This is a genomic window from Chryseobacterium sp. CH21, assembly GCF_004119445.1.
In the GTDB taxonomy this organism is placed as follows: Bacteria; Bacteroidota; Bacteroidia; order Flavobacteriales; family Weeksellaceae; genus Chryseobacterium.
Genome location: NZ_QICI01000022.1, coordinates 1 through 20,589, shown reverse-complemented (window position 1 = coordinate 20,589; position 20,589 = coordinate 1). Strand labels below are relative to the sequence as shown.

Genomic DNA, 20,589 nt, shown 5'->3' with positions numbered 1-20,589 from the left:
AAAAGTATGTTAAATAAATATTCAAAAACATTCACGCAGAACAGTGAGCAACCCGCAGCCAAGGCAATGTTGTACGGGATAGGATTTACAGAAGAAGATATGCACAAAGCTCAGGTCGGAATTGCCAGTATGGGATATGACGGGAACACCTGCAATATGCATTTGAATGATCTGGCTCAGGTAGTAAAAAAAGGAACATGGAATCATGGATTAGCCGGATTGATTTTTAACACCATTGGAGTAAGTGACGGAATGAGTAACGGAACAGATGGAATGCGCTATTCTCTGGTAAGCCGCGATGTAATTGCGGATAGTATCGAAGCCATATGTGGAGCTCAATACTACGACGGATTGATTGCATTGCCGGGATGTGATAAAAATATGCCGGGGACAATCATTGCGATGGGAAGACTGAACAGACCATCCATCATGGTGTACGGAGGAACGATTGCTCCAGGCTGCTACAAGGGAGAACAGCTCAATATTGTTTCTGCTTTTGAAGCACTGGGGAAAAAAATTGCAGGAGAAATCACAGAAGAAGATTTTGATGGAGTTGTGAAAAATTCCTGTCCCGGAGCAGGTGCATGTGGTGGAATGTATACCGCCAATACAATGGCTTCCGCTATCGAAGCATTAGGAATGAGTCTTCCATATTCTTCTTCCAATCCAGCTTTAAGCAAAGAAAAACAGGAAGAATGCCTTGAAGCAGGAAAGTATCTGAAAGTATTACTGGAAAAAGATATTAAACCTTCGGATATCATGACCCGTAAAGCTTTTGAAAATGCGCTTCGTATGATTGTTATTCTTGGAGGAAGTACCAATGCCGTTCTACATTTTATAGCCATGGCAAAAAGTGTGGGAGTACCACTTACTCAGGATGATTTCCAGAGGATGAGTGATAAAACTCCGGTGCTGGCAGACCTAAAGCCAAGCGGAAAATACCTGATGCAGGATCTGTATGAACACGGAGGAATACCATCCGTAATGAAATATCTTTTAAAACAAGGATTATTACACGGGGATTGTTTAACGGTGACCGGAAAAACATTAGCAGAGAATTTAGAAAATGTTCCGGATCTGGATTTTAATACACAAAAAATTATAAAACCTCTTTCAGAACCTGTAAAAGAGACTGGGCACCTGAGAATACTATACGGAAATCTTGCCGAAAAAGGAAGCGTAGCCAAGATCACAGGAAAAGAAGGCGAACGTTTCGTAGGAAAAGCCCGCGTATTTGATGGCGAAAAAAATCTGATCAGAGGAATTCAGGATGTCACAGTACAGCATGGCGATGTCATTGTTATCCGACATGAAGGCCCGAAAGGAGCTCCCGGAATGCCGGAAATGCTGAAACCCACCAGTGCATTGATTGGAGCAGGACTGGGAAGTAGTGTCGCTTTAATTACAGACGGGAGATTCAGTGGAGGCACCCATGGTTTTGTAGTAGGACACATTACTCCCGAAGCGCACGAAGGAGGTCTGATTGCTTTTGTAAATGATGATGATCTGATTGAGATTGACGCTGTCAACAACACCATACAGCTTAAAGTTTCAGAAGAAGAAATAGAAAGAAGAAAAAAAGGATGGCAAAAACCACCTCTTAAAGTACAGAAAGGATTGCTTTATAAATATGCATTAACAGTATCATCAGCAGCAGAAGGCTGTGTAACGGACGAAATCACTCAATAAGAAAATATGGAAAACCTGAATATATCAACAGAAATACAACTGAGCGGAAGCCGGATCATTCTTGAAGCCTTTCTTCAGGAAGGGGTGAAAACTGTTTTCGGATATCCGGGAGGTGCCATTATCCCTATTTATGATGCCCTTTACGACTATAAAGAGAATCTGAAACATATATTGGTACGTCATGAGCAGGCAGCAGTACATGCAGCTCAGGGGCTGGCTAGAGTCTCAGGAGAAGTCGGTGTCGTATTGGCTACCAGTGGTCCCGGAGCCACCAATCTTGTAACAGGTTTGGCAGATGCACTATTGGATAATACCCCTTTGGTTTGCATTACAGGACAGGTTTTTGAACATCTTCTGGGAACCGATGCTTTTCAGGAAATAGATGTAATGAATGTCACAAGTACTGTTACCAAATGGAATTATCAGGTGACCGATGCCAATGAGCTTCCCGAAGTATTGGCAAAAGCATTTTACATTGCAAAATCAGGCCGTCCGGGTCCTGTATTGGTTGATGTGACGAAAAATGCCCAATTGCAGTCTGTTGCTTATAAAGGATATTCAACATGTAATTCATTGAGAAGTTATAAACCTGATCCTGATCCATCTATCGAAAATATTGGAAAAGCTGCAGAGCTGATCAATAATGCAGAAAAGCCATTCATCATTGCAGGACAGGGGATTATGTTGGGGAAAGCTGAAAAAGAGTTTTTACAGTTTGCCGAAAAATCAGGAATTCCGGTAGCATGGACGGTTTTAGGAATGAGCGCTATTCCCACTACCCACCCACAAGCTGTAGGAATGGTAGGAATGCACGGAAATTATGGCCCGAATATATTAACTAATGAATGCGATGTTTTAATCGCTGTCGGGATGAGGTTCGATGACCGTGTGACCGGAAGACTGGATCAGTATGCAAAGCAGGCCAAAATTATTCATCTGGATATTGATAACGCAGAGATCAATAAAAATGTAAAAGTTGATGTTCCGGTTCTTGGGAACTGCAAACACACAATTCCACTTCTTACCGAAAGGATTATAAAAAGAGAACATCATGACTGGCATGAAAGATTTAAAAAATGTCATGAAATTGAAAGTATCAATCTGATCCATACAGAGCTTTACCCTGAAGAGGGTGAAATTACAATGGGAGAAGTTATCCGTTACCTGAATGAAATGACAAAAGGTGAAGCCGTTATTGTAACGGATGTTGGACAGCATCAGATGGCAACATGCCGCTATTCGCAATTCAAACATTCCCGAACCAATGTTACAAGTGGAGGGCTTGGAACAATGGGCTTCTGTCTTCCTGCTGCAATAGGAGCGTCTTATGCGGAAACCAATTATCCCGTTATTGCCGTAATGGGTGATGGCGGTGCCCAGATGAATATTCAGGAACTGGGAACCATTATGCAATATCATCCGGAAGTGAAGATTTTAATCCTGAATAATTGCTATCTGGGAATGGTAAGGCAATGGCAGGAGCTGTTTCACGAAGAAAGATATTCCTCGGTAGATATCCAAAGCCCCGATTTTGTTCAGGTAGCAAAGGGATACAGCATCTCAGGAAAGAAAGTATCCGATAGAGAAGACCTGAAATGGGCACTCCGTGAAATGCTTGATCATAAAGGTTCTTTCCTTCTTGAAGTAATGACAGGAAAAGAACACAATGTATTTCCGATGATCTCCCAGGGAAAAAGTGTTTCGGAGATTGTATTAAATAATAAAGCTTAAAAATAAAAAAGATGAAAACAGATCATAAAGAATACACCATAACGGCGTACACAGAAGATTATTTAGGATTGATCAGCCGCATCAATGCTATATTTTCAAGAAGAAGAATTTCTATGATAACCTTCAATGTAGGGCCTTCGGAAATAGAAAAAGTAAAAAAGTTTGTTATCGTAATCAGAGAAACAGAAGATTCTGTTCAGAAGATCAGCAGACAAATGGAAAAGCAGGTAGACGTTCTGGAAGTACATTATCACAGAACTCCATACCTGACGGCAGTAGAATATGCTAGTTAAGCATAAAAATTAAACATCATAATCAAGTCAATAATAAATAAAATCAAAAAAAATGGCAAAATTGAATTTTGGAGGAGTAGAGGAAAACGTAGTAACAAGAGAAGAATTTCCGTTGGATAAAGCTCAGGAAGTATTAAAAAATGAAGTAGTAGCAGTAATCGGGTATGGAGTACAGGGACCTGGGCAGGCTTTAAACCAAAAAGATAACGGGATTAATGTGATTGTAGGACAGAGAAAAAACTCCAAATCATGGGATAAAGCAGTAGCAGACGGATTTGTACCGGGAGAAACTTTATTCGAAATTGAAGAAGCTCTTGAAAAAGGAACCATTATCTGCTATCTTCTGAGTGATGCCGCACAGATTGAATACTGGCCGAAAGTAAAACAGCATCTTACCCCGGGAAAAGCATTATACTTCTCTCATGGTTTCGGAATTACATTCAGTGAACGTACAGGAATTGTTCCCCCAGCCGATGTAGACGTATTTTTGGTTGCACCAAAAGGTTCAGGAACATCATTGAGAAGAATGTTTTTACAGGACAGAGGTCTGAACAGCAGTTTTGCCGTATATCAGGATGCTACAGGAAAAGCCAGAGAAAGAGTAACTGCATTAGGGATCGCGATCGGAAGCGGATATCTTTTTGAAACCGACTTTAAAAAAGAAGTATACAGCGATCTTGCCGGAGAACGTGGAACATTGATGGGTGCTGTACAGGGAATATTTGCCGCTCAGTATGATGTATTGAGAAAAAATGGCCACAGTCCTTCTGAAGCTTTTAACGAAACCGTAGAAGAACTGACTCAGTCATTAATGCCTTTGGTAGCAGAAAACGGAATGGACTGGATGTATGCCAACTGCAGTACAACCGCTCAGAGAGGAGCTTTAGACTGGTGGAAACGTTTCAGAGACGCTACTTCGCCTTTGTTTGAAGAATTGTATGACAATGTAGCGAAAGGAAACGAAGCACAACGTTCTATCGACAGCAACAGCAAACCGGATTATCGTGAAAAATTGGAAGCTGAACTTACTGAGCTTAGAGAAAGCGAAATGTGGAAGGCTGGTAAGACGGTACGCAGCCTGAGACCCGAAAACAATTAAATTACTAAACAAGATGATGAAAGAGGAAATAAGTTCCTCCGTTTTAGAGAATGTCTATAAAGCGGAGGAACGATTAAAAGATGTAGTGGTAAAAACACCTTTGGCTGTCAATAATAATTTGTCAGCGATTTACGATGCAAATATTCTTTTTAAAAGAGAAGACCTCCAAAGGGTAAGATCTTATAAAATACGAGGAGCCTATAATAAGATGGCCACCATGTCTGGGGAAGAACTTTCAAAAGGAGTTGTTTGTGCCAGTGCCGGAAATCATGCGCAGGGCGTTGCATTTGCATGTCAGACGATGAAGGTCAAAGGAACGATTTTTATGCCTTTACCAACACCCGGACAAAAGCTTGAGCAGGTAAAAATGTTCGGCGGAGAATACATAGATGTTATCCTTTTCGGAGATACTTTTGATGCCGCAAAAGATGCCGCGATGAGGTTTTGCAAAGATCATAACAGTGTATTTATTCATCCATTTGATGATCCGGCAATTATCGAAGGACAGGCAACAACGGCATTGGAGATTCTGGAACAGTCAGAAGGTATGGTTGATTATCTTTTTGTTCCGATAGGCGGTGGCGGACTGGCAGCAGGAGTTTGTACGGTATTTCAACAATTATCCCCACAAACAAAGATTATTGGAGTAGAACCCTCCGCAGCCGCAAGCATGAAAAAAGCTCTGGAAAAGGGAAAACCTGTTCTTCTCGAAAAGATAAGCCGTTTTGTAGATGGGGCAGCGGTACAGCAAGTAGGAGACCTTACTTTCGAACGTTGTAAAAATATCTTACACGATATGGCTACGGTAGATGAAGGACTTGTCTGTGAAACCATATTATCACTGTATAATAAAGATGCTATCGTAGTAGAACCGGCGGGAGCACTTTCGGTAGCAATATTGGAAAAGTACAGAGAAGAGATAAAAGGTAAAAATGTAGTGTGTATTATCAGCGGAAGCAATAATGACATTACCCGTATGGAAGAAATCAAGGAAAAAGCTTTGCTTCATGCAGGATTAAAGCATTATTTCCTGGTCAGATTTCCCCAGCGTCCGGGAGCATTGAAAACTTTTGTAATGGATGTTTTAGGTCCTGATGATGATATTACCTATTTTGAATACACTCAGAAAAACTCAAAAGAAAAAGGAATTGCAGTAGTTGGAATTGCTCTGAAGCAAAACAAAGACTTCACCCCATTGATTGATAAGATGAAACAATATGATTTCTTTGTCAACTACCTGAACAATGATCCCTCTCTGATGAATTTGCTTATTTAAAAGAATTTAGATATAAAAAGAGACCTTTTTTGATGACATTAAAAAACGACATAAGAAACTGAAGCGTTAAGAAAATGAATGCTGTGAACGTTAAAAAAACTCTATTGTTTGAGTGCGGACAACATATAATTCTCAACATAGAGTGTTTCCGCACGAGTTTAGAGTTTTTAGAGAACAGATTTCATTTTTAGCTGAAGTTTCTAAGTCTTGAATTTTTGTTTCTTTTGTTTCAAGACAAAAGAAGTATAATGAATTTTAAAAAAATCTTAACAGTTCCAAATCATATTCAATATTAAATTATTTCGTATTTCAGATTCTAAAAACACAATGACGAAAAAAGCTTCACAATCTGTGAAGCTTTTTTTTGATAACATTATTTTTTAAAACCATTAAAAATGATTAAGTCATTAAGAATAGTTAAGGAGAATATCTTCTGATATTGATTAAGCGAAATACTTCATTCAACTGAGTTGAATCTTAACTTTCCTTAAACTCTAAACTCTATTTAATGATTAAATTTTTTATAGACTATCTTTCAAGCGAAAAATTAGAAATTACTTTTGGACGTTCCGTTTCATTAGCCACTTTCCAGGATGTTCTGTACATCCATTCCGTCATTTTATAAAGCTTTTTATAATTGATATTCTCAGATTCATCCTGCGGTGTATGATATTGGTCATGCAGCACGCTGGTGAAGAATATCGCAGGAATCCCAATTTTAGCATACGGAAGATGGTCACTTCTGAAGTAGAAATACTCAGCATGGCTTGGAGAATCCCAATCTTTAAGGTATTTGAATTTTGTACTTTCATTATTGGCATCTTCGGCCATTTTTACAAGCTCTTCAGAGTTTTTGTGAGGAGCGTTTCCTCCTAATAAAGCAGCTTCATTATTATCATTTCTTCCGATCATATCACCATTTAGAACGGCTACAATTTTCTCTTTCGGAATTACGGGGTGGGCTGCATGCCATCTTGAACCCAATAATCCTCTTTCTTCAGCACCATGGAAAACAAAGAGAATACTTCTTTTTCCCGGTTGTTTTTTATAGGCTCTTGCCATTGCCAGCATCGCAACACAGGTACTTGCATTATCATCAGCACCGTTGTAGATGGTGTCGTTCTTTACAGGATGTCTGATTCCGTCATGATCCTGATGTCCGCTTAGCAAAACATATTCATTTTTAAGAACAGGATCTGTACCTTCTATTTTCCCGATAATATTTACTGATGGATATTTGTAGGTTTCAGTAATCAGGTTCAGAGACGCTTTAGGATTGTTTTTTATCCAGCCTTCATTCTCTCTTTTGATCCATAAAACCGGAATATTATTCGTGATTTTTTCTCTTAATCCTTCTACGCCGTAGCTTCCTCTTGTCATTTGAGGCAGAACTTCTACCCAGCTTTGTTCGGAAGTATCATCGGTGATGAAAATAATGGCTTTTGCTCCCAGCTGAAAAGCTTTATCATAATATTTATTTCTTACAAATCCGGGATATCTTCTTACAAAAAGGGTCATATCTTTCGATATATTTTTGTCAGAAGCATTTACAGCAAGAACTTTTCCTTTGATATTCAGCTTGGCAAGATCTTCAGGCTCTGCGTTTCCGGCATACACTATTTCAGCATCTAAAGAAGCATTTACAGGTTCAGCAACCAAAAAATCTTTCCATAATTTCAGACTGGTATCTCCAATTTTCAGGCTGCTTTGTGGAATTACCTGATGTCTGTACATATCGAAGAACTGGAAAAAAGTTCCGTTATCTCCGGCTGGTTTCATTCCGGCTTCTTTGGCTTTGTCGGCCAGCCACATAGAGACTTTCAATTCATCCAGAGTTCCGGCTTCACGTCCCCAGAACTGGTCTGCAGCAAGCTGATACATATCGGTACGAAGATCAGATTCTTTGATGGCAGAAATTAAGGGCTTTTTATAATTCTGAGCATTTCCAAAGGCAAATAAAAAGAGCCCAAGGAGAGAGAAAATATAATTTTTATTCATAAGAACGCTTAATTGAAGTTAGCTAATTTCTCTGAAAACTGTTTTGAAAATTCCTTTCTGTCTTCTTCCAGTTTTTCCTGTGTAGAAGGTAAAATATAATTAAAAAGGATCTTGTCTTCATTGTCTAAAAAGATAATTTCCTTTTCATTTCCATCAATCATCTGTGAGAAAATCTCCCACATCGGAGTGTCTTTTAGTTTTAATAATTCAAAAAACTGTTCTGCTTTGATTTCGATTTTCTGCATGTTCTTTTTATATATTTATCGGTGAATATTTCTGAATTTTCATTCAAAAATAAAGATTTTGTATGGTAAAGAGTATTAAAACTCGAGAAACTTCAGCTTAAACTGGATGGCAAAGTTTTCTTTGAAATGCGGTGTCGCATAATAACCCACTCTGTAGAATAAACCCAGGTTAAAATAGCTGGAAAGGAAATTGTTCCATTCCAAACCTACTTCCTGATACAGATGATCCAGTTTTCTGAATTTAAACTGATGGTATTCCGGATGTTTCATATCTCCGATTGTTCCTCTTAAAACAAAATCAAAACTGGAAACATTGTGGCCGAAACTTTTGAAATACCAGGGAAGTTTATGGGTAAAATAGTACGCTATGAATCTGTCGTTATAATATTTTCCTCCTTCAAGTGTTGCAAAACCAAGATAAGAAGTAAGGTTAAAATTGAAATCTTTACCTGGAGAAGCCAGTCCGTTCATCGTAAAGTTTTTCCAGATAGGTGCTCCACCCAGAACAAGACCTCCGTACAGACGGAAACCTGTAGTCCCGATCGGTGTTTTGAAATTATGAACAAACAGGGCATCAAAACGGGAATAACTAAAGTCTCCCTGCAGTATTTTGTAACTCTGCTCATAATTAAAATAGAGCTCAGGGTATTTCTGGTCAATCAGAGATTTTCCCTGCGGAGTCATGATATTGGTAGAATTTGGAGAATATTTTAAAGTGAAAAGTGTATTGAAATTTCGGTAAGAAGTTCCTCTGTCTCTGAACTGATAATCGAATTCAGCCTCTTCTGTATTTCTTCTTACAGCAAGGGCAACGGTAAGCCCGTTGGTAACATCATTCAGATAAGATAATGACATTCCTTTAAAGTGAAAATACCGGTCGTTGTTTAGATTATTCCCGAAGTTCATCATTCTCATCTTAAAATTCCAAAGCTTTCGGTTGAATTCTCCTGATGCTGTTACATCATCATACACCTCAAATCTGAAAAATGAGTTTTTCTCCAGGGTGGTTTTCATGTCAAGCCCCATTCCGTACTTCCATTTTCTGTCTTTCACACCGTATGCAAAATAGTAATCCGGTGAGAAATAAGGGTTGAAGTTTTCATTCAGCTTAGCTTTTAAACCTAATCTGAAACCTTCATAGGAGTTATAATTCACAATTTCATCTACTGCAAAATCTACAGAACCTACTCTGATCTGCCCATTCAGTAATCCTGATAAAATCTGTGCTTTGGTATCAATTTTATATTTTTTACCTAAACTGTCGATTGTTTTATAGGTATTTTGTTCTCTGTCGGTAAGAGGCTCTGTTCTGTATTGGTCCAGAGAATGCCCGTCAATATTTTTTACAGAAAAAGTGTAGCCTTTGAAGTCTTTTGGATTCTCTTCAATAGGGGTTTCGAAATCAAAATATTTAGAGGTAAGGAAAGCATAAGTGCCAAAGCTTTTTTTGTCTTTCTTATCATCCGGATGTACTTTGTCATCCATAGCCATTTTGCCCATTTTAAGCTTGGTTTTTTCGTGGGCTAGGAACCATTTGTTATTGTAAAATACCCAGGTACTGGTGATAATTCCGTCGTTTTTATTTTTACTGAAATTTTCAATTTTTTTAAGTCCGTAAGTCTCGGTATCTACATAAATAGAACCGTTGTACTTTCGTTTTCTGTCCGGTTTTTTGTAATTCACCTCACGAAAACGGATCACAAAGTTTTTTCTTCCATCCAGAGTTACAGTGTCTGAAAGGAAAAATCTGTACAGTCCTCTGTTTTCCGGTTTTATCTGTTCAGGAACAACATCCCTGTTACTCTGCTGAAGAGCGATCATTTCATAGATAGGTTGCTTCAGTCCGGAAATTCTGTTATCCAGAATATTGATCTTTTCCCCATACTTTTTGGAGTATAAAAACTCCTGAGCTCTTTCCCAAAGGAAAAGCTTGCTTTTTGAAAATATTTTTCTTGCAGTAATGTTGTTCAGAGAGTCTTTTTCTCTTTTTTTCTTGAAAATATTTAAATCATTGAAGTATTGATTAAACTGAGAAAGACTGTCTTCATCTATATCCAGAGATATTTTTTCGTAGGATTTGTAGGAATAGGATCCTAAACTTTTTGGTGAGTTTTCTTTAAAAAGTTTATTGACTTTTCTCAGAATTTCCAGTGCTCGCGGATCACTTTTGTCTTCAATAACTACGGTTTCAATATTAGTAGTTTTTGATGTTTTTTTAAGCAGGGAAACTTCCATACTGCTTTCTACGGTAATGTTTTCTTTTTGGTAAGAATCAGCATCAATATCAATATTTTTACATCCTGTTTTGAATTCAAGAAGCCCCTGTTCATTGGTATATCCAATGATGGCATTGTCACACGACACTTTTGCATTAAAAACAGGCTTTTGAGTGGCATCATCCACAACCTTAATTTTCGATTGCGAATATCCCAAAAAGCTTAACAGAAAAAATAAAAACAGTAATTCCCTTTTCATGTAAAAAAACTAGGTCAAAATTAATAATATTTATTCTTGTAAAAAAGTTTTTAACAGAGTATAACATTGATTTAATCTAATGTTTTCATGGATTTTGTGCTGAGAAAATTGAAGAACAAAGTTACTCTGATTGACTTTCGGCCTTTTCTTTACATTTCCAATAAAAAACTCCCGAACAGATTATCTTCAGGAGTTTTAATTGTTTTTCTGTGTTGTGTTTTAGAATCGTTTTACTGATCATTGAGTGCTTTCATAAACTCAATAATATTTTCTATTTCTTTGTTGGTAAGCTGCAACGGTGCATCAGAGAGGGTCTGATTTTCTACTTTAAACCCAAAAGCTTTTCCACCACCTTTGTTATAGAAATTCATCACTTCTTTTAACGTTTTGTAGCCTCCGTTATGCATATAAGGAGCTGTTTTATGAATATTTCTAAGGGTTGGCGTTTTGAAGGAATGCTGTAATGAAGGAACTGTTTCATGGAACTTTCCTCTTCCTAAATCATTGTCAAATGTTCTGTTTTCTGCATTCACAGCCACACCCAATATTTCCTGCTCGGTTTTCTTGAAATTCGGGGGAACGGTACCGTTGAATAAAGGAACGAAATGACATATTGCACACTGAGCTTTTCCAACGAAAAGATTAAAACCAAGCTTTTGATTTTCCGTCATTGCCGATTTATTCCCTCTCATATATTCATCGAAACCTGAATTGAATTTCGCCAGAGAACGGATATAACTCGCCAGTACATTCTGCAGTTGCCATACCTCTGTTTTTTGGGAATGATAAATCTTTTTGAAAGCGGCCTGATAGTTTTTATCCTGATTGATTTTGGCAAGAATGATATTCAGGTCACCGTGCATTTCTTCTTTATTGGAGATTACATCTGAGCTTTGTCCTTCCAGATCGTCCTTTCTCATATCCCAAAACTGACCATGCTGATACCCTGAATAGTTAAGAGAAGGTGTATTTCTCGCCAGTTCAGAATTTTCAAGGGACATGGCTCTGGCAAGGCCATCTGTAAAGGCTTTCTCAGGAATATGACATGTTGCGCAGCTTCGGTTGTTGCTGTTGGATAAAATTTTATCATTAAAAGCTGATGTCCAAGAGCAGCCTTTTCTTCTGTAAATGCATATTCTTTTCCTGGAGTAAAGGCGTTTGGATTAAATGCATTTTTACTAAAAAAAGTAGCAGCGTTTTTGTTTAAAGCAGTGGTGACTTCAACATCCGGAATGTTCTCCTGATTTTTGAAATCCAGCATCAAGGCTGTGATCTTATTCAGATGATCCGGAATAAAATTGGCGTAATCAAATGTATTTTTGTCAGTGTTTCTTTTCAGAACTTCAATGGTTGAATTGATTTCTGTTACAATACTTTTTAAGGCTTTATCTTTAGAACGTCTGGTGGAGATCTGCCTCAGTGTTTCTTTAATTCCTTCCAGTGAAGAAGGCATTTCCCGTAAAAATGTTCCCGAAATAGGGGTGTCAAAACCTGAAATTCCTAAGCTGGAAATTCTGAATGCTTCCTGTCTCAACGCATCAAAAACCTGATCTTTACTGATGGTGATAACCTGAAAGTTGGTTGCTATAGTGTTGCTTTTATTGATAAGTTTATTAAGCATTCTGATGACTTCTTGTTTATTTCCTTTATCGTAAGGGTAGAGCATTTCTTCCAAAACCTGAAGTCCTTCGGGTTCTATTTCAGTATGTTCATCCATTTCAATTTCAGGGAGAGCAGGCCCATTGATAAACCTTGCGGAGTGGGGAAGGAAGTATTCTACAGCCCATTCCATTGTTTTGTAAGTTTTCCTGAGATCCTGAAATTTTTCCTGTAGGAGTTTTTCATCAGAATCTGTAGAAACCAGGGTTTTCAGTTCGTTGATTTGCTTTTCAAAATCAGCATTGGTTTTGAGAATTCTGTTTTTTACAGAACCAAGATCTTCGTATACAGGTTGCTGCTTGTCATTTTTACAGTAATAAAGCGTAAAAAGCGCTGCTGCACAGTACAGAAAAAGAAGTATCGGGTATTTTGAAAGTTTATGCATAAGTATGAAAAAGTATCAACAGAAATTTTCTATTGATACTTTAATTTGATATGAAGGAATTAAAACTATTTTTCTACGTTTCTGATGATTACAATCTGTCCACCTTCTTTGTTGGTGTTGATTCCGGAACCGTCAGGATTTTTGAATTTATCCAGCTGCCACGTGTGAGAATGGATATTCACGGAGAATGTATTCGGAATTCCGATGATGTCAGAAATATCAACCATTGCTCCGAATTCCCAAGAACCGAATTTCTGAAGATCTCCGGATTGGTTGTAAGCCGTTTGCCATGCAGAATCATTTCTGTTGTGCTTCATGTTCAGCCATGGCTTATATTGTTTTGTAGCGATATTCAGCTGCCAGATATAAGAATCGTGGTTGGCATTTTTGTAATAAGAATCTCCGTCTTCCTGGATGTATACAAAGTTTTCAGTCACACATAAGTTATCCGGATTGATAAGATTATTTCCTGGATTAGAATCTCCTTCAGCTACAACTTCTAATTTTCCTGTCATCATATTGTTAGCATTAAGGACAAGCTTGTAGACTCTTCCCCACATCGTTAATCCTGCTTTTGGATTTACACCGTCAGAAGATTCTCCCGTAGCGGTAAAGTAGATTTCTCTTCCTTTTCCTGCTCCTTTTCTGTAATCTACATCTTCCACTCTTGAAAAACGAATGGCGTTATTGTCAATATTTTTCTGATTGATCTGAGCTCCTGTAAGGTTTTTGGCGTTCGGAATTTCCACGAATTCTACATCGTAGCTGCTTCCTTTCGTCATATCTGTTTCTGTATAGTTGTTGTTTGTTCTTTTTAAAGAATACAATTTACCGTTGTCAAGATCTCCCTGTGTATCGGCTACATACATGATCAACTGTCCCGCAGACTGATGAGAAGAAGAATAAGACTGATCTTCACCAATGATGATGTAAGATTTTCCGTTAGAAACATCTTTAGGAAGTGGAACTGCATTTTCCATTGAAGCTTTTCCTAAAGCTGGTTTTACTCTTGTTTTATCCGATGCCTGAGAGGCCGGTGCTAATGGATTTAAAGCATGAACCATACTTTCTTCACCAGATTCCCCAGCAGTAAGGAATGCGCTGAAACCATGTGTTTCAGGAGTTGCTAACGTAGCAGAGCATAATCTTGTCATTCCTCCCGTTCCGTTTAAGATATATTCTCCTTTTACAGGCTTAAATGTCTTATCTAAATATACTCTTGATACAGATTGTTTGATCTCATGGTTGGTGATCATCAGATAGCCATCCGAGTTAGGGTCTTTCATAATTCCCATTCCGTCCGGCTGGCCTCCGAAAACGAAATCGGGAGAACCAGGAAGAACGTCAGAACTTGAGATAAGAGTGGTAATATTTAAATTTTCAAAACCTTGCATTCCATAAACGAAAGCGGGTTCTTTAGAAAAATTTTCAATCTTTATTTTGTCATTGACAGGGGTATTGGAATCCCCGTTATTGTCATCGTTACAGCCTTGAAAAACAATGGCTGCAAGGAATAGAGCTCCAATAGTTTGATTAATTTTCATAATTACTTTTTTTGAATTTCGATTAAGGCAAAACTAAAGGTATAGTATTAACTAAGTTTTAAGAAGACAAAACAAATAGTTTAAGATTAGGTAATGGTTTGTTAAGATAAGATCAATAATTAGAACGGATATAAATAGAGAGACTTTGATAAAAATTTTAGTAATAAAGAATGGTATATTTTAACGCAGAGATGCTAAAGCTTTTATACATTTACTTTTTTCGTTCGCAAAGGCATTCCATTTAGCAAAAAACGCAATCATTTCATAGCTGAGTCTAACGCCTTTGAGAACGAAAATATTGATGATAGCACGAGAGCTTCTTGCGATCCTTAGCGTTAAATAAAACGTATCCGGTTTGTATAAGCTTTTTCCTGAATCATTTTAATTTCCCACAGATTTCACGGATGACACAGATGTTTATGGGAAAGTAGATGGGAGTATAATTATTACACACGCTTGGTCAGAATCAATGAAGTTGATTCCATTCTTTGCTTCCTGAAATTATAAGGTATTGTAGAAAATACTTTGCGTTAAAATAATATATAGTAAAAACAGCTCCGGCTGTCTCAATTCTGAGACAGCCGGAGCTAAAATTTATAATAGATGTTTCTATTTTAGATGCTCAAAGCTTTTTGGTAAGCGTTTTCTATACCTTCAAGGTTTTTACCACCAGCCGTTGCAAAGCCAGGGTTTCCACCGCCGCCGCCTTGGATTTCTTTGGCAAGATCCTTTACAATAGCTCCAGCCTGATAATCTGCTGCAAGATCATCAGAAACTCCAACGGTAATCATTGGTTTTCCGTCTGCATCAGAAAGAATAATCGTTACTGAAGAAGGAATTTCTCTCTTCAATTGGAATACAATGTCTTTTACAGAACCTGCATCCAGAGACGTTTTCTTTACAAGAAGCTGCTTGTTGCCTTTCTGCTCATAAGCATTCTTCCATTCTCCGATTTCTCCTTTTGCTTTTTCTTTTTTAAGAGCATCTACCTCTGCCTTTAATGAAGTATTTTCTTCGATCAGTTTTTCGATAGATCTTACAACATCTTTAGACTTTAATAATTGAGAAAGCTCAATAATCTGTTTTTCAAGATTGTTGAAGTATTCTTCAGACTTGTCTCCTGAAATAGCCTCAATTCTTCTGATTCCTGCAGCAGCAGAACCTTCAGAAGTGATTTTGAAATGACCAATTTCGCTGGTATTTTTTACGTGAGTTCCTCCGCAAAGTTCTTTTGAACTTCCGAACTGGATCATTCTCACGCTGTCACCATATTTTTCACCAAACAAAGCCATCGCTCCTTTTTCCAGAGCTTCCTGAATCGGAATATTTCTGAACTCCTGTAAAGCAATACTTTCTTTGATCTTTTTGTTTACTTTTTCTTCAATAAGTGCTAATTCTTCCTCTGTCATTTTGTTGAAATGAGAGAAGTCGAAACGAAGATAATCAGGACCTACATAAGAACCTTTCTGTTCTACGTGAGTTCCTAGAACATCTCTTAAAGCTTCATGCAGAAGGTGAGTCACAGAGTGGTTAGCCTGTGAGTTTTTTCTTTCAGAAGCATTTACTTTAGCATAGAAAACAGCACCAGCATCTTTTGGAAGACCATTAATCAACGAAATAATCAATCCATTTTCTTTTTTAGTTTCCAGTACTTCAAAGCTCTCAACTGCATTTTCAAGTATCCCTTTGTCGCCAACCTGTCCACCTCCTTCAGGGTAGAAAGGAGAACTGCTTAGTACCACCTGGTAAAATTCTCCGTCTTTGTTTTCTACCTTTCTGTATCTTGTAATATACGTTTCAGATTCAATTTGATCGTATCCTACAAAGTTTTCATCTCTTTCTTCTAGGGTAACCCAATCATAAACTTTCTGAGCAGAATCAGCCTTTGAACGAAGCTTTTGTTTCTCCATCTCAGCTTTGAAACCAGCTTCATCAATTGTTAAACCTTTTTCCTCAGCAATGATTCTTGTTAAATCATCAGGGAAACCATATGTGTCATACAGTTCAAAAACTTCTTCGCTAGGTAATACTTTCTGATTATTTGCAATGGTCTGCTGGATCAGCTTTTCTACTCTGATCAGACCATTTTCAATTGTTTTTAAGAATGAATCTTCTTCACTTTTGATCACTTCAGAAACCAGTTTTCCTTGTTTTTCAAGCTCTGGGAAGAAAGCTCCCATTTGTTCCTGCAGCACAGCAACCAATTTGTAAAGGAAAGGTTCTTTCATATCCAGGAATCGGTAAGAATAAGAAATTCCTCTTCTTAAAATTCTTCTGATAACATAGCCTGCTCCTCCGTTGGATGGCAATTGTCCATCTGCAATAGCAAAGGAAACCGCTCTGATGTGGTCTACCACAACACGGATTGCAATATCTTTTTCGTCTTCTAAAATTCCGGTATATTTTTTACCTGAAAGTTCTTCAACTTTAGCAATAAGCGGAGTGAAAACATCGGTGTCATAGTTGGAAGACTTCCCTTGAAGCGCCATACAAAGACGTTCAAAGCCCATTCCCGTATCTACGTGCTGAGCAGGAAGCTTCTCTAAAGATTTATCTGCCTTTCTGTTGAATTCCATGAAAACCAGGTTCCATACTTCCACAACCTGAGGATGGTCATTATTCACCAATTCAAGTCCTGAAACTTTAGCTTTTTCTTCTGGTGTTCTCAAGTCAACATGGATTTCTGAACACGGTCCGCATGGTCCGCTTTCACCCATTTCCCAGAAGTTATCTTTTTTATTTCCGTTGATGATTCTATCCTCTGAAATGTGAGATTTCCAGAAGTCATAAGCATCCTGGTCTCTGTCCAGATTTTCTGAAGCATCCCCTTCAAAAATCGTTACGTATAAATTTTCTTTTGGAATTCCGTATACTTCAGTCAGTAATTCCCAGGCAAAAGCAATAGCCTCTTTTTTGAAGTAATCCCCGAAAGACCAGTTTCCTAACATTTCAAACATGGTGTGGTGGTAAGTATCTCTACCTACATCATCCAAATCATTGTGCTTCCCTGAAACTCTCAGACACTTTTGGGTATCGGCAATTCTAGGGGCGGTAGGGGTTTTGTAGCCAAGGAAGAAATCCTTGAACTGCGTCATTCCGGAGTTGGAAAACATAAGGGTAGGGTCGTCTTTCAGCACAATAGGAGCTGAAGGAACGATTAAGTGCTCCTTACTTTTAAAATAATCTAAAAATTTTTGACGTATCTCTTGTGATGTCATAGTATTGCTTTTGCTTTTTTTAATATCAAATTTTTGATAAGATGCAAATTTAAGATTTTTAAGCGATTTGTAATAATTTTATGCTATGTTTTGAATGGAGATAGGTTTTGATAACGGGTGGGTAGTAAACCTTATAGGTTTTCAAAACCTATAAGGTTTGAGATGGCAGGATTGTAATGGATATAATCAATAATAATCTTCCTAATTTTGCAAATTCCGTTTAACTTACTACCTTCGCTGTGATCTGAAATAAGACAAAAACACTTCCAATGACAAAAGATGAAGAGCTGAAAAGCTGGATAGAACAATATTCAGGACCACTTTTGAAGAGAGCACTGTATGTGCTTTCGAATAAAGAAGATGCACAGGATGTAGTTCAGGAAGTTTTTCTTGCAGCCTATTCTGCTTATGATTCTTTTGAAGGAAAAAGTCATGCATTGACCTGGCTGATGGCTATTCTGAATAGAAAAGTTGCGGATTTTTACCGTAAAAAATATAAATCAGAACCGAATATCAGACTTGATCATTTTTTTGATGAAACCGGATCATGGAAAAATAATGATGTTTTGAATGACTGGAATGTTTCTGGCGATGATGATGAGCTTTTAGACAGTACAGAATTTAATAAAACATTGGAAGAATGTATTGAAGAATTGCCCTCCAGATGGAAGATTCTGCTTAAAATGTATTATATCGAAGAAAAAAAAGCACCGGAAGTAAGTCAGGAATTAGACGTTTCTACGACTAATCTTTGGAAGATTTTGCAAAGAAGCCGAATGCAGTTGAGAGAATGTCTGGAGTTTAACTGGTTTTCAAAATCATAAGAGAAATGATAAGAAGAATACTACATATATTATTTTTACCATGCAGTGAAGCTACTTTACTGATGGAAAAGAGGAATGCCCAATCTATTTCTTCCAAAGAAAACAGGATGCTCAGTATGCATTTGATGATCTGCAAATGGTGCAGAATGTACAATGAAAAGCTGGCGCTTCTGGATAAAGTTTTTAAAAAGAAGTTTTCTGAACAAAAGACTGAAATAAATGAATCTGAAATTCAGGATTTTAAAAATAAAATAATCGATAAATTAAATTTCTGAGAAAATTTCTGTCAGGATTTTAATATGTCTCCGACTATACTTTCGAAAGCAATAAAGTATTAATTAAAATCTTAAAAACATGGTCGGAACAGAACACACATCTCATCAGATTCAACTATCCAAAATCGGATATTATATCTCCCTTTTCGGAGCAGCGCTTATTTTACTGTGGATTGGTATCTTCAAATTTACCCCTACAGAAGCTGCAGCTATAAAACCTTTGGTGGAAAACCATTTCTTAACTTTTTTCGTATATAAAATCATAAGCGTCCAGGCAGTGTCAAATCTTATCGGAACGATAGAAATTATCATTGCATTACTCCTGATATTTAGTGCGAAATTTGCTGTATTGAAAAAGTATGCAGGTATTGGAATGATCGTAACTTTTCTGGTGACATTAAGCTATTTATTTACAACACCGGGAGTATGGAAAGTAGTGGATGGAGTGCCTGTGACGGATTTCTTTATTTTAAAAGACCTTATGCTTTTAGGATTTGGATTCATGATCGTTCAAAATAATAAGTAATGAATAAAAAGGTAAAAATGAAAAATATATTAATTGTACTCGGAATCATTCTGGGTATAGCAGTATTTGCTGCGGGATCCGGGCTTTTCAAAAAAAACAAGCCTAATGTAGTGGAAATAAAAAAAGAAAATGAGAAAATTATGGATAACAAAAACGTTAGAGAGATTTATTTTGCAGGTGGATGTTTCTGGGGAACAGAACATTTTTTTCAACAAATTCGTGGAGTGGTAGGAACAGAAGTGGGTTATGCCAATGGGAATACCCAAAACCCTACTTATGAAGAAGTAGTAAGTCATACAACAGGTTTTGCAGAAACCGTAAAAGTAAAATATGATCCTGAGCAGGTAGATTTGAAGCTGTTAATTGATCTATATTTTAAAACCATTGATCCTACAAGCAAAGATCAGCAGGGAAATGACAGAGGAAACCAGTACAGAACAGGAATCTATTTCAGCAATAAAACTGATGAAGCTTTGGTAAAAGATGAAGTTCAGAAACTGGCAAAAAATTATAGTAAGCCCTTATTAGTAGAAACCATTCCATTGAAAAATTTCTACAAGGCAGAGGATTATCATCAGGATTATCTGGATAAAAACCCAGGTGGATACTGCCATATTGAACCGGGACTTTTTGAAATGGCTAAAAAAGCCAATCCGCTTCCAAAACCAACCTATCAAAAACAGGATAAAAAGGTTTTAAAAGAAAAACTGTCTGCCGAGCAATATAATGTTACTCAGGAAAACGGCACAGAAAGACCTTTCCAGAATGAATACTGGAACGAAACCCGTGAAGGAATCTATGTAGATATTACAACTGGGGAGCCTTTGTTTATCTCAACAGATAAATTTGAATCCGGGTGTGGATGGCCAAGTTTCTCAAAACCGATTACAAAAGGGTTAATTGATGAAAAAATGGACCGTACCCACGGGATGACCAGAGTAGAAGTAAGAAGTAAAACCGGTGATGCCCATTTAGGGCATGTCTTCACAGACGGACCTGAGGATAAAGGAGGACTTCGTTACTGTATCAACAGTGCTTCTCTGAAATTTATTCCAAAAGCAGAAATGGAAAGTAAAGGATACGGAAAATATCTTCCGTTGTTAGATAAAAAGTAATGTGAAAGGAAGGCTGCCATTTGGCTAGTCATGGTCGGAAGATTTTTTCTTCCGACTTTTTGTTTTTAGATATTCAATATTATTATTTTAATTAATTGATTATCAGCCATTTAATTTGTTTTATTATTTCATTTTTTGTATCTTTATTGCTGATAATCAATTGTTTATGTCAGTTTTTAAAGATCACAAAATATCACTTAAAGATGTTTTAGAATTTATTCCCGAAGCACTTTTAAG

Annotated in this window: 15 protein-coding genes; 9 read left to right on the top strand and 6 right to left on the bottom strand. The window is 37.3% G+C overall.

Annotated features, from left to right (window positions below):
- The first annotated feature begins 6 nt into the window (after positions 1–6).
- Genes ilvD through ilvA form a run of 5 tightly spaced genes read left to right on the top strand, consistent with a single transcriptional unit; the run spans position 7 to position 6,088 of the window.
- Complete coding sequence (ilvD, locus tag BOQ62_RS03685; RefSeq protein WP_129037217.1) at positions 7–1,689, top strand: dihydroxy-acid dehydratase; 1,683 nt, start codon at positions 7–9, stop codon at positions 1,687–1,689.
- Between the two features lie 6 nt (positions 1,690–1,695).
- Complete coding sequence (gene ilvB, locus BOQ62_RS03680; RefSeq protein WP_129037214.1) at positions 1,696–3,420, top strand: biosynthetic-type acetolactate synthase large subunit; 1,725 nt, start codon at positions 1,696–1,698, stop codon at positions 3,418–3,420.
- A gap of 11 nt (positions 3,421–3,431) precedes the next feature.
- Positions 3,432–3,713, top strand: a complete 282-nt coding sequence (locus tag BOQ62_RS03675; RefSeq protein WP_129037212.1) for a hypothetical protein — start codon at positions 3,432–3,434, stop codon at positions 3,711–3,713.
- Positions 3,714–3,765: 52 nt separating this feature from the next.
- Entirely contained in the window at positions 3,766–4,812 is a 1,047-nt protein-coding gene (gene ilvC / locus BOQ62_RS03670; RefSeq protein WP_129037210.1) for a ketol-acid reductoisomerase, read from the top strand.
- 13 nt (positions 4,813–4,825) lie between these two features.
- Positions 4,826–6,088, top strand: coding sequence for a threonine ammonia-lyase (gene ilvA / locus BOQ62_RS03665; protein WP_129037208.1), 1,263 nt, complete (start codon positions 4,826–4,828; stop codon positions 6,086–6,088).
- A gap of 528 nt (positions 6,089–6,616) precedes the next feature.
- On the opposite strand, the gene BOQ62_RS03660 is transcribed toward ilvA, so the two are convergent.
- From BOQ62_RS03660 to alaS, 6 genes are all read right to left on the bottom strand, one after another.
- On the bottom strand, positions 6,617–8,086 hold the full coding sequence (locus tag BOQ62_RS03660; protein ID WP_129037206.1) for a M20/M25/M40 family metallo-hydrolase: 1,470 nt from the start codon (positions 8,084–8,086) through the stop codon (positions 6,617–6,619).
- A gap of 8 nt (positions 8,087–8,094) precedes the next feature.
- The gene (locus tag BOQ62_RS03655) at positions 8,095–8,331 is read right to left on the bottom strand and encodes a hypothetical protein (protein WP_034697514.1); all 237 of its coding nucleotides are present in this window, start codon (positions 8,329–8,331) and stop codon (positions 8,095–8,097) included.
- Positions 8,332–8,406: 75 nt separating this feature from the next.
- Positions 8,407–10,806 (bottom strand): hypothetical protein, encoded by a 2,400-nt coding sequence (locus BOQ62_RS03650; protein WP_129037204.1) that lies wholly within the window; start codon positions 10,804–10,806, stop codon positions 8,407–8,409.
- A 230-nt stretch (positions 10,807–11,036) separates the two neighbouring features.
- The gene (locus tag BOQ62_RS22915) at positions 11,037–11,846 is read right to left on the bottom strand and encodes a cytochrome-c peroxidase (RefSeq protein ID WP_262708297.1); all 810 of its coding nucleotides are present in this window, start codon (positions 11,844–11,846) and stop codon (positions 11,037–11,039) included.
- Positions 11,847–12,915: 1,069 nt separating this feature from the next.
- Complete coding sequence (locus tag BOQ62_RS03640) at positions 12,916–14,394, bottom strand: alkaline phosphatase PhoX (protein ID WP_129037202.1); 1,479 nt, start codon at positions 14,392–14,394, stop codon at positions 12,916–12,918.
- Between the two features lie 614 nt (positions 14,395–15,008).
- Positions 15,009–17,612 (bottom strand): alanine--tRNA ligase, encoded by a 2,604-nt coding sequence (gene alaS / locus BOQ62_RS03635; RefSeq protein ID WP_129037200.1) that lies wholly within the window; start codon positions 17,610–17,612, stop codon positions 15,009–15,011.
- A 269-nt stretch (positions 17,613–17,881) separates the two neighbouring features.
- Between alaS and BOQ62_RS03630 the strand changes: the two genes are divergently transcribed.
- From BOQ62_RS03630 to msrB, 4 genes are all read left to right on the top strand, one after another.
- On the top strand, positions 17,882–18,436 hold the full coding sequence (locus tag BOQ62_RS03630) for a sigma-70 family RNA polymerase sigma factor (protein WP_129037198.1): 555 nt from the start codon (positions 17,882–17,884) through the stop codon (positions 18,434–18,436).
- 5 nt (positions 18,437–18,441) lie between these two features.
- A complete protein-coding gene (locus BOQ62_RS03625) occupies positions 18,442–18,711 on the top strand; it encodes a hypothetical protein (RefSeq protein ID WP_129037196.1) in 270 nt (89 codons plus the stop codon).
- A gap of 79 nt (positions 18,712–18,790) precedes the next feature.
- Complete coding sequence (locus BOQ62_RS03620) at positions 18,791–19,237, top strand: DUF417 family protein (protein ID WP_129037194.1); 447 nt, start codon at positions 18,791–18,793, stop codon at positions 19,235–19,237.
- Between the two features lie 17 nt (positions 19,238–19,254).
- A complete protein-coding gene (msrB, locus tag BOQ62_RS03615) occupies positions 19,255–20,352 on the top strand; it encodes a peptide-methionine (R)-S-oxide reductase MsrB (protein ID WP_129037192.1) in 1,098 nt (365 codons plus the stop codon).
- Positions 20,353–20,589 lie beyond the last annotated feature (237 nt).

Coding starts and splice junctions, on each gene's coding strand:
- ilvD (WP_129037217.1), top strand. CDS start 7: ATGTTAAATAAATATTCAAAAACATTCACGCAGAACAGTGAGCAACCC.
- ilvB (WP_129037214.1), top strand. CDS start 1,696: ATGGAAAACCTGAATATATCAACAGAAATACAACTGAGCGGAAGCCGG.
- BOQ62_RS03675 (WP_129037212.1), top strand. CDS start 3,432: ATGAAAACAGATCATAAAGAATACACCATAACGGCGTACACAGAAGAT.
- ilvC (WP_129037210.1), top strand. CDS start 3,766: ATGGCAAAATTGAATTTTGGAGGAGTAGAGGAAAACGTAGTAACAAGA.
- ilvA (WP_129037208.1), top strand. CDS start 4,826: ATGATGAAAGAGGAAATAAGTTCCTCCGTTTTAGAGAATGTCTATAAA.
- BOQ62_RS03660 (WP_129037206.1), bottom strand. CDS start 8,086: ATGAATAAAAATTATATTTTCTCTCTCCTTGGGCTCTTTTTATTTGCC.
- BOQ62_RS03655 (WP_034697514.1), bottom strand. CDS start 8,331: ATGCAGAAAATCGAAATCAAAGCAGAACAGTTTTTTGAATTATTAAAA.
- BOQ62_RS03650 (WP_129037204.1), bottom strand. CDS start 10,806: ATGAAAAGGGAATTACTGTTTTTATTTTTTCTGTTAAGCTTTTTGGGA.
- BOQ62_RS03640 (WP_129037202.1), bottom strand. CDS start 14,394: ATGAAAATTAATCAAACTATTGGAGCTCTATTCCTTGCAGCCATTGTT.
- alaS (WP_129037200.1), bottom strand. CDS start 17,612: ATGACATCACAAGAGATACGTCAAAAATTTTTAGATTATTTTAAAAGT.
- BOQ62_RS03630 (WP_129037198.1), top strand. CDS start 17,882: ATGACAAAAGATGAAGAGCTGAAAAGCTGGATAGAACAATATTCAGGA.
- BOQ62_RS03625 (WP_129037196.1), top strand. CDS start 18,442: ATGATAAGAAGAATACTACATATATTATTTTTACCATGCAGTGAAGCT.
- BOQ62_RS03620 (WP_129037194.1), top strand. CDS start 18,791: ATGGTCGGAACAGAACACACATCTCATCAGATTCAACTATCCAAAATC.
- msrB (WP_129037192.1), top strand. CDS start 19,255: ATGAAAAATATATTAATTGTACTCGGAATCATTCTGGGTATAGCAGTA.